This window comes from Shewanella cyperi (genome assembly GCF_017354985.1).
Classification (GTDB): Bacteria; Pseudomonadota; Gammaproteobacteria; order Enterobacterales; family Shewanellaceae; genus Shewanella; species Shewanella cyperi.
In genome coordinates, this window is record NZ_CP071501.1 from 2032755 (window position 1) to 2046961 (window position 14207).

Sequence of the window (14207 nt, forward strand, 5' to 3'; positions counted from 1 at the left end):
GTTTTTGTGGAAACTGTGATAGACAGCACAGATTGACCCAATCGGATCTCTGTTGGCGGATACCCTTTACCCTTGACGGTAAATTCCCTACAATCCGAGCAACTTATCTGGGCACGGAGAGAATAATGAGCCAAGCCAAACATTGTAACGTATTGATTTTGGGTTCAGGCCCAGCGGGTTACACAGCAGCCGTCTATGCTGCACGCGCAAACCTTAAGCCCGTCATGGTGACGGGTATGCAGCAAGGTGGTCAGCTGACCACTACCACTGAAGTGGAAAACTGGCCCGGTGATGCAGATCACCTGACAGGTCCTTTGCTGATGGAACGCATGCATAAACATGCAGAAAAGTTTGATACCGAGATCATCTTCGACCATATCAACGAAGTGACTCTGACCGAGCGCCCCTTCAAGCTCAAGGGCGACAACGGTGAGTACACCTGTGATGCGCTGATCATCGCCACCGGCGCTTCGGCCCGTTATCTGGGACTGCCCTCGGAAGAAGCCTTCATGGGTCGCGGCGTATCCGCCTGCGCCACCTGCGATGGTTTCTTCTATCGCAATCAGAAGGTCGCCGTGATTGGTGGCGGTAACACAGCGGTTGAAGAAGCCCTGTATCTGTCCAACATCGCCTCTGAAGTGCATCTGGTACATCGCCGCGATACCTTCCGCTCCGAGAAAATCCTTATCGATCGTCTGATGGACAAGGTAGCCAACGGTAATATCGTCCTGCATTTGGATGCGACCCTGGACGAAGTGGTAGGTGACAACATGGGTGTGACCGGCGTTAAGCTCAAGAGCACCAAGGATGACAGCATTGAAGAACTGGCCGTAGCCGGCGTGTTCGTGGCCATTGGTCACAGCCCCAATACCGCCATCTTCGAAGGTCAGTTGGAAATGAACAACGGTTATCTCAAGGTGCAAAGCGGTCTGAATGGCAATGCCACCCAAACCAGCATTCCCGGCGTGTTTGCTGCAGGCGATGTGATGGATCAGCACTACCGTCAGGCTATCACCTCTGCCGGTACAGGCTGTATGGCAGCCCTGGATGCCGAGCGCTTTCTCGATGCCAGCCACTGATTTCAGTGTGCGGTGAAAAAACCGGTGCCATGCACCGGTTTTTTATTGCCACCATGTCACTGGCGGCGATAGAGCAAAAACGAAAAAAGGGACCAGAGGTCCCTTTTTCAATTCCACTCAAACCAATTACTTGGTCAGAGCTTCTTTTGCCTTTTCAACCAGAGTTGCAAATACAACTTTGTCGAATACAGCGATGTCGGCCAGGATCTTACGATCGATCTCGATAGAAGCCTTCTTCAGACCGTTGATGAAACGGCTGTAAGACAGACCATTCTGACGAGAGGCAGCATTGATACGTGCAATCCACAGTTGACGGAATTGACGTTTCTTCTGACGACGGTCACGGTAAGCATATTGACCAGCCTTGGTAACTGCCTGTACCGCTACGCGATAAGTACGCGAACGGGCACCGTAGTAACCTTTGGCAAGCTTCAGAACCTTCTTGTGACGAGCACGTGCGGTAACACCACGCTTAACTCTTGGCATTTTCTATCTCTCCTAAATTAAGCGTATGGCAGTTGACGCGCGATTGCTGGAACGTCGGCTTTGGCAACCAGGCATTTGGCGCGCAGATGGCGCTTACGCTTGGTGCTCTTCTTGGTCAGGATGTGACGCAGGTGGGCTTGCTTGCGCTTGAAACCATTGGCGGTTTTCTTAAAACGCTTCGCAACGCCGCGGTCAGTTTTCATTTTTGGCATGACTACAAACTCCGCATTGGGATGTTAATAAAACGTAAGGCGAACAGGCCTTCCGAGGAAGGCCTGTTACTTTCAACTTGCCCTACTATTTCTTTTTGGGTGCCAGCACCATGATGGCTTGGCGGCCTTCCATTTTCGGGAAGGACTCGACAACCGCATACTCTTCCAAATCGGCCTTGATACGGTTCAACAGATCCATACCCAGGTTTTGGTGTGCCATTTCGCGACCCCGGAAACGCAGCGTGATTTTCGCTTTGTCACCGTCTTCAAGAAAACGAATCAGGTTGCGTAGTTTTACCTGATAGTCGTTTTCGTCAGTTCCAGGACGGAATTTGATTTCCTTAACCTGGACCTGCTTTTGCTTCTTCTTCTGTTCTTTTTGTGCTTTCGACTTATCGAACAGATATTTACCGTAGTCCATTATACGACAGACTGGAGGTTCTGCATTAGGACTGATCTCAACGAGATCGACTCCGGCTTCATCGGCCAACTCTTGAGCTTCTCTGATGCTGACTACACCAATAGCTTCACCATCAATGCCGGTTAAACGCACCTCAGGTACGCCGGTAATTTCTTCATTGATTCTGTTCGGGGCCGATTGACGCCCTGCTTTTTTGATCTTTATGACCTAATCCTCCAACAATTTGAGACTACGATGCGAAATTTGTTCTTTTACCTTGGAAGCGAATAACTCTATCGACATCTTTCCAAGATCGACCCCGTCACGGGTTCGCACCGCGATTTCCCTGTTCTCCATTTCCTGGTCACCGACCACCAACAGATAAGGGACACGCCTTAAGGTGTGCTCGCGTATTTTAAAGCCAATTTTCTCATTCCTCAAGTCTTTAGATGCACGAATGCCCTGTTCTTTGAAGAATTTGACAACTTCTTCAACATAATCAGACTGCTTGTCCGTTATGTTCATCACAACAACCTGCATAGGCGCCAGCCAGGTTGGGAAGCGACCAGCATATTCTTCTATGAGAATGCCGATAAAACGCTCCAAAGAGCCCAAAATGGCACGGTGGATCATCACTGGTGTCTGACGACTGTTATCTTCGGCCACATAGGTGGCACCCAAACGGCCAGGCAAGGCGTAATCCAGTTGCACTGTGCCGCACTGCCAAGCGCGGTCAAGGCAGTCGTGCAGGGTAAATTCAATCTTGGGTCCGTAGAAGGCACCTTCGCCCGGCAGGATTTCGAAACTGATGCCGTTGGCATTGAGCGCTTCAATCAGGGCTGATTCTGCCCTGTCCCACATGGCATCGTCACCAATGCGCTTTTCCGGACGGGTAGACAGCTTGACCACAATGTTCTGGAAACCAAAGGTGGAGTATGTGTCATAGACCATCTTGATACAGGCGCTCACCTCGGTCTGCACCTGCTCTTCGGTACAGAAGATATGGGCATCATCCTGGGTAAAGCCACGGACCCGCATCAAGCCGTGCAGCGAACCTGATGGCTCATTGCGGTGACAGCAACCGAATTCCGCCATACGCAGCGGCAGATCGCGGTAGGACTTCAACCCCTGGTTGAAAATCTGCACGTGACCCGGGCAGTTCATCGGCTTGATGGCATATTCACGGGCTTCACTGCTGGTGGTGAACATGGCATCAGCGTATTTGTCCCAGTGACCGGAACGCTCCCAGAGCACCCTGTCCATCATGAACGGACCTTTTACCTCATCATACACATACTCATTGAGCTTGTGACGCACGAAGGTTTCCAATTCGCGGAAAATGCTCCAGCCATCGTTGTGCCAGAACACCATTCCCGGTGCTTCTTCCTGCATATGGTACAGGTCGAGCTGCTTACCAATCTTACGATGGTCGCGTTTGGCCGCTTCTTCCAGACGGGCTAGGTGGGTGCTGAGGGCTTTCTTGTCACCCCAGGCGGTACCGTAGATGCGTTGCAGCATCTTGTTGTCGGAGTTACCGCGCCAGTAGGCACCGGCCACACTCATCAGTTTGAAATGATGGCAGAAACGCATATTGGGCACGTGGGGACCACGGCACATATCTGTGTATTCTTCGTGATGGTACAGGGCCGGGGTGGCATCCTTGGCGATATTCTCGTCCAGGATTGCCATCTTGTACGACTCACCGCGGCTTTCAAAGGTGTCACGGGCTTCCTGCCAGCTCACCACGCGTTTGATCACGTTGTAATCTGTTTTGGCCAGTTCCAGCATGCGCTTTTCCAGCGCGTCCAGATCATCCTGATGCAGCTTGTGGTCCAGGTCCACATCATAGTAGAAGCCGTTGTCGATCACAGGACCAATGGCCATCTTGGTTTCGGGCCACAGTTGCTTGATAGCATGACCGAGCAAGTGCGCACAGGAGTGACGCAATATCTCCAGGCCCTCTTCATCCTTGGTGGTGATGATGGATAAGGTGGCGTCGTCGGTTATCAGATCACAGGCATCTTTCAGTTCGCCATTAACGCGACCGGCAATACAGGCCTTTGCGAGACCAGGGCCTATGTCGGCGGCAACATCCAGAGTGGATACGGGATTGGCAAACACACGTTGGCTGCCATCAGGAAGTGTAATTACGGGCATGAATAGTCCTTTTTCCAGTGGTGACCCACACGCAGGGCCACATGGGCATTAAAATGAAAAACATCCGAAGGGTAAGGCAGTACAGGAGCCTTGATGCCGTTTCCGGATGTTGAATGATAAGTTTACGGCATAGGCGCTATCGGCACAAGCAAACCGGCAGCTTGCTATGCTTGAGAGTCTAAGGGGTGCGGAGTAAGCTTGCCCGACTTAAGTTTTTGAATATCTGTGATTAGGAGATTTATATGCAGCATTGGGCACTGATCACCGGAGGCAGCCGCCGCATCGGCGCTGCCATAGCGCGCAATCTCCATGGGGCCGGCTACAATGTGGCGCTCCACTATCATGAGTCGGCAGAGGAAGCCACCGCCCTCGCCGCCCACTTCAACAGCATACGCCAGGGCTCCTGTCGCACCTTTCGGGCAGATCTTGCCGATGCCGCTGAGCTCGACAGCCTTATCGACCAGGTCAAGCAGCTCTCCGGACTGAAGGTACTGGTCAACAACGCCGCTGTGTTTAGCACAGATGCCCGGCCTTTTTCCCGGGTTCAGGCATCATCGATACTGAATACCAACTTGCTGGCACCCTATGCTCTGGCCACGGCTCTTGCCCCCCAGTTGGCACAGCAACTTGGGGTGGTCATCAACCTGCTGGATATCCATGGCCGTCGCCCGCTGAAGGGCCATGGCCTATACTCTATATCAAAGGCAGCGCTGGAAATGGCGACCCTGTCTCTGGCCCAGGAGCTGGCCCCTTCCGTGAGGGTGAATGGCGTGGCACCGGGCGCCATATTGTGGCCCGAAACCAGTGATGGACAGGCGGTACAGCAGGTGTTGGGGCAAATACCATTGAGTCGTGCGGGAGAGCCTGAAGATATCGCCCGGACGGTGCGCTTCCTTGTAGAGGCCCCCTATATCAGCGGGCAAGTGATAGCAGTGGATGGAGGTCGCAGTGCCTGTGGCTTCCAGGGAGCAGGATGATGAAGGTGAAAACCCAGACCATCTGTTGCCCCCACTGTGGCCATCATCAGCACATTGATGTTGACGCCAGTGGCGGCGATCAGGATTACTACGACGACTGTCGTATATGTTGCAACCCCATACATCTGCGTATGCACATTGACGAGTTGCACCGCAAGATTGAACTCTTTGTCGATGGGGATGACGAACAGCTCTATTGAACTTGGCGGGCAGCCAATACCCGCTCGACCGTATCTACTATGGTCTGGGTTTGACTGTCGATTTCGATATTGAGCCAATCGCCTTCACTCACCAGAGACAAATTGGTGAGCCTCAGGGTTTCCGGGATTAAATGGAGCCGGAATTGGTTCCGAGTCACCTCACCCACGGTCAGGCTGCAGCCATTGACGCCGATAAAACCCTTGTAAAGCACGTATTTCATCCACTGTGGCGCCAGTTCAAGCCTGAGATCTTTCTGCAGTCCATTCATCTGCACCCCGACCACCCTGGCCTTGGTATGTATGTGGCCGGACAGCAGATGCCCGCCAATTTCCTTTCCGAAGGTCAGCGAGCGTTCAATATTTACCCTGCTGCCTGGAACCAGCGCTGCCAGGTTGGTCAGGCTCAGCGTCTCTTCCATCACATCAAAAAACACCCTATCATCCTGCCATCCGGTCACTGTCAGGCATACGCCATTGGTGGCAATACTGGCACCCAGGCTCAGATCTTTTCTCAATTCCGGCGGCAAAGAGATTGCCAGGGTGTTAAGTTTGTCTTTCTTTTGAATGTCCACCACATCGCAGGTGGCTTGCACTATACCCGTAAACATTTTCTCACTCTGTCGTTGTAGGGCGAACCCATGCATCAATCAGGCTTCCAGGCCAAAAAGCTTATTCAACTGGCATTGCCCGTGTTCATTGCCCAAATAACCCAAACCATGATGGGCTTTATTGATACCATGATGGCCGGTCGCGTCAGCGCCACGGATATGGCCGCTGTGGCTGTCGGCACCAGCCTGTGGTTGCCTGCCATTCTCTTTGTGCACGGCATGCTGATGGCCTTTACGCCCTTGTTTTCACATTACCACGGTGCCGACGATTCGAAATCCATCCGTCCGCTGGCATTCCAGGCGGCCTATATTGCCACAATTGGCGCCATCGGCGTGATGCTGTTTTTGGGCTCAGCGTCCTTATTGCTCGATAAGATGGACCTGGAGCCGCTGTTGCAGGCGCAGTCCGAAGGATACCTCAACGCCATTCTCTGGGGCGCCCCGGCCTATGTGCTGTACCAGGTGCTTCGCGGTGTCAGTGAAGGGATTTCCTATACCCTGCCAACCATGGTCATAGGCTTTATTGGCCTGGCGGTGAATATCCCGGCCAACTACATCTTCATATACGGCAAGTTCGGCATGCCCGCAATGGGAGGCGCCGGGTGCGGGGTCGCCACCGCACTGGTGTTTTGGGCCATGTTGCTGGCCATGACAGTCTACATGCAAGTGCATCGCAAATTCGCTGAGGTTAAGCCATTGGGAAGTTGGCATCGGCCCCATGGAAAAACCCTGTGGCAAATGCTTAAACTGGGTATGCCTATTGCCATGGCGCTGTTTTTCGAGGTCAGTCTGTTTGCCATAATCGCCCTGCTGCTCGCCCCTCTGGGAGCAACCGTGGTTGCGGGCCACCAGATTGCCCTGAATTTCTCGGCCATGGTCTTTATGCTGCCTTTGTCGGTCGGCATCGCCGTTTCTATCCGGGTTGGTTACTATCTGGGGCGCGAGCAGACCGATACCGCGATACTGGTCACCAGGGTGGGCTTAACGCTGGGGTTTGTATTGGCGGCCTGTACTGCTTTGATGACCGTGCTGCTGCGATATGATATCGCCCGGCTGTATAACTCTGAGCCCGAGGTGGTAGCCCTTGCCGGCAGCCTGATGCTGATGGCCGCCCTGTACCAGTTGTCAGACTCGGTGCAGGTGGTGGCTGCCGCAGCCCTTCGTGGTTATAAAGATACCCGCAGCGCTTTTGGGATCACCCTGATTTCCTATTGGGGCGTTGGTATGAGCCTGGGCTATGTGCTCGGCTATACCGACCTGCTGGTTCCTGCTATGGGGGCCCATGGTTTCTGGACCGGTCTTATCGCCGGCTTGACCACTGCGGCAATACTGTTTGCTATTCGATTGAGATCCATACAAAAAAGCGGCAGACGTTTCGAATTCACCTCCGGCCACTGACTGTCTTTGGCTGAATTTAAATTCAATTGGCGCCCTGTTGCGCAGCAAATCACCATTTAAGCGATTTTTGATGATTTTTGCTTGCATGCCTGGCACCGGGCCACTTAATATAGCGCTCGTTCGCTGCCAAGGCGACAATGTACACCCGTAGCTCAGCTGGTTAGAGCACTACCTTGACATGGTAGGGGTCGGTGGTTCGAGTCCACTCGGGTGTACCACTCTCTTCACAGAGTCAAAAAGTGAAAGTCATGCGATACACCCGTAGCTCAGCTGGTTAGAGCACTACCTTGACATGGTAGGGGTCGGTGGTTCGAGTCCACTCGGGTGTACCAATCAAACCTGCATATTGCAGGTTTTTTTGTGCCTGCAAATCCTGCCGTTCCCCCTTCTCCATTCCTGACTTTCTACGCCAGACCTTCCCGAGCTGACCAAGCGACTACAATTAAGGTCATTATGGTTAAATGAGATGACATCATGTTCACCAGCCTCAGAACCCGATTCAGTCTGCTGTTTATTGTTCTGACCCTGTCCCTGCTGTTACTCAGTGTCATAGACGAGTGGCGCAGCAACCATACCGCACGACTTGCAACGGCCCTGGGCACCCAGTTCAACCCGGCCATTTCGGCGGTACTCAATGCCGATCGAGACTTGTATCAGGCGCGCCTGGCGGAATTGCAACTGATGACCATTGCCCAGCGCACCGATGCCCGTCAAAAGCAGCTGGACAGCATAGCGGAAAATCTGGAGCAGGCCAGCGACCGGATGGAGCAATTCCGCACTTTGCTGAGCGAATTTACCGAGGTGCAACAGGCTACCCGAGGCTTTGATGCAGCGTTCCGGAAATGGCAGCAGGATCTCGATACCAGCATAGCTCTGGCCGAAAAGGGCGCTATCGATGAGGCTCTGGCCCACTATAAAGACGTTTCCGGGAAAAACTTTTCAGCCCTGCGGGACATATACAACGCCGCGGGAGAAGCTGCCGACAACCAGGCACAGGACCTCGCCGCGACCGGTAATAGCGGTGCCGAACGCAGCGGCTGGATTTCGCGTACCATCACCTTAATCCTGGCCCTGTTATCACTGCTAATTGCTTACATGGGCCCCAAATACCTGGTTGAAAACCTGGCGGCCATTACGAACAAGGTGCACTCACTGGCACGTGGTGACGGCGATTTGACCCAAAGAATTGGCATTGCCCGCCAGGATGAAATCGGTACCCTGGCCCGGGCCATTGATGACTTTATAGAGCAACTGCAACAGATGGTGGCGGCTGTGGTGGCCAATGCCGACACCCTCGGAAGTGAACTGCAAACCCTCGACAAGGTATCGGCCCACACTGTTGAGCTGACCCATAAGCAGGGGCAGTCGATTGAATTGGTGGCGACGGCGGTTAATCAAATGGGCGCCACGGTGCGGGAAGTGGCGGAAAATGCTCAGCAAACCGCTGCCGAATTGAATCAGGTCCGGAGTCAAACCCAGGCAGGACAGAAGGTGCTGGAGCATTCCGTCGCCAAAATAGGCCAGCTGGCCGACGCCATTAATCATGCCGCCAAGGTCATAGGAGAACTTGAAAGCACCTCGGAAAACATAACCTCAGTGCTGCATGTGATCCGCGACATTGCTGAACAAACCAATCTGCTGGCACTCAATGCGGCCATTGAAGCCGCCCGAGCCGGAGAGCAGGGTCGCGGCTTTGCTGTGGTGGCCGATGAGGTCAGAACCCTCGCCAGTCGCACCGAAAAATCCACCGAGGACATTCAGCGTATGATCGCCGCCTTGCAAGCCGGCGTGACCAGTGCCGTTGCCGGGATAAGTAAAGGCACAGGCCTGGTGGAAGAGACTGTTGGCCTGAGTGACGAGGCCAAGCGTGCCCTGGCGCAAATCAGCGAGGCCACGGAGCGTGTCGGCGATATGTCTGCACATACGGCAACCGCCACCGAAGAACAAAGTCAGGTCACAGAGGATATCAATCGCAACCTGAGCGAACTGTCAGAGTTGAGTCACAATACCGTCGCTCTGGTGGACGACAGTCAATCCAGCGCCAACCGCGCCGGAACCCTTGGGCAACAGCTCAGGCAACAGGTGGCCAGATTCAAGATCCGCTGAGCGGGAAAGACGGGACAATTAATTTCCAGATAACGGATTTAGCTCAACTTTTGTCATATTGCCCCTACCCCTTGGCTGTGAAATCATAGGCTTTCGGCATATTGCCTGCTAAGACATGGACCGCTATGAGCCAACGTACCCTGAGCACCCTGTTTAAACCCAGTTCCATCGCCGTGATTGGCGCCTCCAACGGTGCCAAACGGGCCGGTAACGTGGTGATGAAACACCTTTTATCCGGTGGCTTTGCCGGTCCCATCATGCCGGTGACTCCCAAGTATCAGGCGGTTATGGGGGTACTGGCCTATCCCAATATCGAATCCCTGCCGATAAAACCCGATATCGCCATCATTTGTACCCGCGGCAGTCGGGTGCCGGCCATAGTAGAAACCCTCGCCCAGTTTGGCTGCAAGGTCGCCATCATCTTGGCATCGGGCATGGCCAAGGAAAAAGGGCCTGACGATCAGAATCTGCTGGAGCAAACTCTTGCCCATGCCCGCCGTTATGGCATGCGGATCCTGGGCCCCAACAGCCTGGGGATGATGCTACCCACCTTGGGGCTGAATGCCAGTCTGGCCCATACCACGGCATTGCCGGGAAAGATTGCTTTTGTCTCCCAGTCTGCGGCCATCTGCACCACGGTATTGGATTGGGCCAATAATCGGGGAATAGGTTTCTCTTCCTTCATTTCCCTCGGGGATGCCATAGATATCGACTTCGATGAGCTGCTGGATTATCTGGGACGGGACGGTCGCACCAGCGCCATCATGCTCTACATCGACTCAATAAATGAAAAGCGCCATTTTCTGTCGGCCGCCCGCGCCGCCGCCCGCAACAAGCCCATTTTGGTGATTAAATCCGGCCGCAGTCTTGAAGGGGCCGATGCTGCCTTACTGCACACAGGCGGAGTCAGCGGCAATGATGCTGTCTATGAGGCCGCATTCCGCCGTGCCGGTATGCTCAGGGTGAATGATCTTATTGAAATGTTTGCGGCGCTGGAAAGTCTGGCACACGCCAATCCGCTGATGGGTGAACGGCTGGGGATCATTTCCAACGGTGGTGGCCCGGCCGTATTGGCGGTGGATGAACTCATCCTGCGTGGCGGCAAGCTGGCCCAACTTAGCGAAGATACGGTTAAGCAACTGGACACTGTGTTGCCGTCGACCTGGTCGGGGCAAAACCCCGTTGACATCATAGGCGACGCGGGACCGGAGCGGTACGCCAAGGCCCTGCGGCTGATGATGGACAGTGACGATGTGGATGCCATTTTGGTGATGCATTCACCATCCGCCCTCGGCGAAAGCGTTGAAATTGCAGAAGCGCTTATCGAGGTCATTGCTACCCATCCCAAACGCAATCGCATGAATATCCTCACCAACTGGAGTGGCGAAGATGCCGCCTACCAGGCGAGAAAACGCTTCTCCCGGGCCGGAGTGCCGACCTATCGCACCCCCGGTGGCGCCGTGGGGGCCTTTATGCACATGGTGGAATACCGGCGTAACCAGAAGTTGCTGCAGGAGGTGCCCCAGTCCATTACCGACAAGGTGCAAAGCGAGCCGTCACGGGCGCGCCTGCTGTTGAAAGAGGCGATAGCGTCCGGCCGCAGCAGCCTGGAAACCCATGAGGCGGCGCCGATATTGGCGGCCTACGGTCTCGATACCATAGCCACCTGGTTTGCTGCCGATGTCGACGAGGCTGTGCAGCTGGCGGATCGCGCCGGTTATCCTGTGGCACTGAAAATTCAATCCCGAGATCTGCGCCATAAGTCCGATGTCCATGGGGTGACCCTTAACCTGACCTCGGCAGAGGAACTCAGGCACGCTGCCACGGCCATGGCCGAGCGGGTGCATCTGGCCGACAGCAAGATAAGCATTGAGGGATTGACTGTGCAGCGCATGGCGCTCACCGCCGGTGCCCAGGAAATCCGTGTGGCGGTGATCCAGGATCCTGTGTTTGGTCCGGCAATCTGCCTTGGTGAAGGTGGGTCCGAGTGGCAACCCACCCGGGATGCCGCCGTGGCCCTGCCACCATTGAATATGGCTCTGGCCCGCTACATGGTGATCCAGGCCCTCAAGACCCATAAGCTCAGGGACAGGCATCTGCCCAAGGGATTGGACATGCAGGCCCTGTGCCTGATGCTGGTAAAGATTTCCCACCTTATTATCGATTGCCCGGAAATTCAGACGCTGGATCTTAATCCCGTACTGGCGGCTGGGGACCAGATAAGTGTACTGGATATCAACCTGGGACTGGCACCACCTGGGGGCGATCACAGCAATCGCCTCGCCATCTTGCCCTACCCCAAGGAACTTGAAGAAACCGCAGTCCTGAAAAACGGGCTGCAGGTGATGTTGAGACCCATATTGCCGGAAGATGAACCCAAGCATTTGGCCTTCGACAACTCGCTGTCGGATGAAGACAGGTACAAGCGCTATTTCGGGGTGCGGCAGCGCATGACCCATGAAGAAATGGCTGTGCTGACCCAGATAGACTATGCACGGGAAATGGCATTTATCGCCACCACCCGCGAAGCCAACGGCGAGGATATGACCCTGGGCGCGGTAAGGGCCTCAATCGATCCCGATAACACCGAGGCCGAATTTGCCATGGCCGTGCGCGGTGACTTTCAGGGGATAGGTTTAGGCAAATTGCTGCTGGAAAAATTGATCCATTATTACCTGGACAATGGTACCCAGGTATTATCCGGATTCACCATGTTCGAGAATCGCGCCATGGCCAATCTGGCGAAATCCCTGGGCTTTACCGTGACCTTTGATATGGAAGAGCACCTGATTAAAATGCACATGGATTTAACCCAGATACGCTGTCAGGGCTGATCCATTCCCGGGATCACGTATATGAAAAAAGGCGCCATCGGCGCCTTTTCTATTTTTCGAAACCATTACACCTGCACATTGCACTCGGCCAACGCATCCGTTTGGCGGCGATATACGGATGTTTCAACATGCAACAAGCCCAGCAAGGTATCGAACAGGTGATCGTGACTGTATTCCCCCCGGCCCAGAGACGTCTTGAGGCAATTTTTGTCCTTGCCTGTGGTTGTGGCAAAGCTGTCAGACAGCCACAGCAGCCAGGGAATTTCTATTTGTTCACTGGGCGCGAAGGCATAGGGCGCGCCGTGCAAATACATGCCCTTTTCTCCCAGGGACTCACCATGATCGGAAATGTACATCATGGCCGTGTCGGCCTTGTCCGATATGGACTGTAACCGCGATACCACTTCGGCCAGAATATAGTCTGTGTAGCGAATGGTATTGTCATAGGTGTTCATCAGTTCTTCAGCACTGCAATTTTGAATATCGCTGCGCTGGCAATCCGGGGTGAAGAACCTGTGATCATCAGGATAACGACGGTAATAGGTCGGGCCATGGCTGCCCATCACGTGCAGGACTATCAGGCTGTCACGGCCATCCAGCGCTGCCAGCTTGTCATCGAGACGGTGCAGCAGGATCTGATCGAAACAGGATTCACCATCACACAGTGCCGGATCCGCATCCAGCTTAATCAATTCATGCTCAACCCTGTCGCAGGCACCTTTGCAGCCGCTGTCATTGTCAATCCAGGTGACCGCCAGTCCCGCATGGCTGGCAACGTCGATTACGCTGTCCTGGGCCTTGGCACGGCGCACATCATAGTTATCACGATCGAAGCGGGACAACATACAGGGCAAGGATTGGGCGGTTGCCGTACCGCAGGAAATGGTTTTGCCAAACACGGCCAAACCCAGCTTGGCGGTATAGGCATTGGTTTCTCTGCCATAGCCATAGTATTGATAGTTCATCGCCCGGGCGGTCTCGCCTATGACCAACACAGTCACCTTGGGTTTACCGGCCACGGAAGGCTTTTGTTTCGCATCCGTACCCAGCTGGGTGTAGGGAATGGGCTTTTCAAAATAGTGTTGATTGACGTACTTGGCGGCCGAACCAATAAAATAGGTCGGCACTATATATTGCTTCATCACGTCATTGTTGCGGCCGAAGGCCACATAATTCTGATAGTAAACCCCGAGAATAACGCCACTGACGAGCACCATGGCCAGCATAAAGCCCAACTTGTGCAACAGCTCCTTACCCGCACTGCGATATTCAATGGGGGCCTTGAAGATAAGCCAGGCGGGCAGCAGACCTGTGAGCAGCATGTTCAACACCGACGCCCAGTTGAGGTACATGGATGCCTCTGCGGGGTTGGTTTCAAAAATGTTTTCCATCATGGGACGGTCAAACACTATGCCGTACTTCCACATGCCAAAAAACACACTGGATGACAGCAGGGTCAGCAGGATAAAGAACGGCTTGGCCAGGAAACGGAAACTGAACAGGGAAAAAATCAGGCTCAGCAGACAGGTGAGCAAGATCGGGAAACTGGCGATAAACACCCAGTTAACATCGGCCTGTTTTTGTACGCCGCGGGCAACAATTTCAAACAGCGGGATATTGAAAACGCAGGTATAAAACAGGGCGAGCAAAAAGGTAAATTTGTTGGCGGATAGAGTCTTGAACACGCAAAAACCTGCTAATCAATAGTTGATGTTGAATAAAGGGCAAGCAATTATAACGCCCTTGCCAC

General features: G+C 53.9%; 12 protein-coding genes and 2 tRNA genes. 8 read left to right on the plus strand and 6 right to left on the minus strand.

Annotated elements, in window-relative coordinates; genetic code table 11:
* Positions 1-125: 125 nt before the first annotated feature.
* Complete coding sequence (gene trxB, locus JYB84_RS08820; RefSeq protein WP_207323017.1) at positions 126-1079, plus strand: thioredoxin-disulfide reductase; 954 nt, start codon at positions 126-128, stop codon at positions 1077-1079.
* 126 nt (positions 1080-1205) lie between these two features.
* On the opposite strand, the gene rplT is transcribed toward trxB, so the two are convergent.
* From rplT to thrS, 4 genes are all read right to left on the minus strand, one after another.
* Positions 1206-1565, minus strand: a complete 360-nt coding sequence (gene rplT / locus JYB84_RS08825; RefSeq protein WP_011637486.1) for a 50S ribosomal protein L20 — start codon at positions 1563-1565, stop codon at positions 1206-1208.
* 17 nt (positions 1566-1582) lie between these two features.
* Positions 1583-1777, minus strand: coding sequence for a 50S ribosomal protein L35 (gene rpmI / locus JYB84_RS08830; RefSeq protein ID WP_207323018.1), 195 nt, complete (start codon positions 1775-1777; stop codon positions 1583-1585).
* Positions 1778-1862: 85 nt separating this feature from the next.
* Positions 1863-2402 (minus strand): translation initiation factor IF-3, encoded by a 540-nt coding sequence (infC, locus tag JYB84_RS08835; protein WP_207323160.1) that lies wholly within the window; start codon positions 2400-2402, stop codon positions 1863-1865.
* Positions 2403-2405: 3 nt separating this feature from the next.
* Entirely contained in the window at positions 2406-4334 is a 1929-nt protein-coding gene (gene thrS, locus JYB84_RS08840; RefSeq protein WP_207323019.1) for a threonine--tRNA ligase, read from the minus strand.
* 242 nt (positions 4335-4576) lie between these two features.
* On the opposite strand from thrS, the gene JYB84_RS08845 reads away from it, so the two are divergent.
* The gene (locus tag JYB84_RS08845; protein WP_207323020.1) at positions 4577-5311 is read left to right on the plus strand and encodes an SDR family oxidoreductase; all 735 of its coding nucleotides are present in this window, start codon (positions 4577-4579) and stop codon (positions 5309-5311) included.
* Positions 5311-5511, plus strand: a complete 201-nt coding sequence (locus JYB84_RS08850; RefSeq protein ID WP_207323161.1) for a CPXCG motif-containing cysteine-rich protein — start codon at positions 5311-5313, stop codon at positions 5509-5511. Before JYB84_RS08845 ends, JYB84_RS08850 begins: the two co-directional genes overlap by 1 nt.
* On the opposite strand, the gene JYB84_RS08855 is transcribed toward JYB84_RS08850, so the two are convergent.
* A complete protein-coding gene (locus tag JYB84_RS08855) occupies positions 5505-6119 on the minus strand; it encodes a riboflavin synthase subunit alpha (RefSeq protein ID WP_207323021.1) in 615 nt (204 codons plus the stop codon). The two genes, JYB84_RS08850 and JYB84_RS08855, sit on opposite strands and share 7 nt — an antisense overlap.
* A gap of 30 nt (positions 6120-6149) precedes the next feature.
* On the opposite strand from JYB84_RS08855, the gene JYB84_RS08860 reads away from it, so the two are divergent.
* The 5 genes from JYB84_RS08860 to JYB84_RS08880 all read left to right on the plus strand — a co-directional run bounded on the left by JYB84_RS08860 (position 6150) and on the right by JYB84_RS08880 (position 12457).
* Positions 6150-7517, plus strand: coding sequence for an MATE family efflux transporter (locus JYB84_RS08860; protein WP_207323022.1), 1368 nt, complete (start codon positions 6150-6152; stop codon positions 7515-7517).
* Between the two features lie 141 nt (positions 7518-7658).
* A tRNA-Val gene (locus JYB84_RS08865) sits at positions 7659-7735 on the plus strand.
* Between the two features lie 37 nt (positions 7736-7772).
* Positions 7773-7849 (plus strand) — tRNA-Val (locus JYB84_RS08870).
* A 142-nt stretch (positions 7850-7991) separates the two neighbouring features.
* The gene (locus JYB84_RS08875) at positions 7992-9623 is read left to right on the plus strand and encodes a methyl-accepting chemotaxis protein (RefSeq protein WP_207323023.1); all 1632 of its coding nucleotides are present in this window, start codon (positions 7992-7994) and stop codon (positions 9621-9623) included.
* A 125-nt stretch (positions 9624-9748) separates the two neighbouring features.
* On the plus strand, positions 9749-12457 hold the full coding sequence (locus tag JYB84_RS08880) for a bifunctional acetate--CoA ligase family protein/GNAT family N-acetyltransferase (RefSeq protein WP_207323024.1): 2709 nt from the start codon (positions 9749-9751) through the stop codon (positions 12455-12457).
* Between the two features lie 65 nt (positions 12458-12522).
* Here JYB84_RS08880 and JYB84_RS08885 read toward each other — a convergent pair whose 3' ends face one another.
* Positions 12523-14142, minus strand: a complete 1620-nt coding sequence (locus tag JYB84_RS08885) for a phosphoethanolamine transferase (protein ID WP_207323025.1) — start codon at positions 14140-14142, stop codon at positions 12523-12525.
* Between the last annotated feature and the right edge of the window lie 65 nt (positions 14143-14207).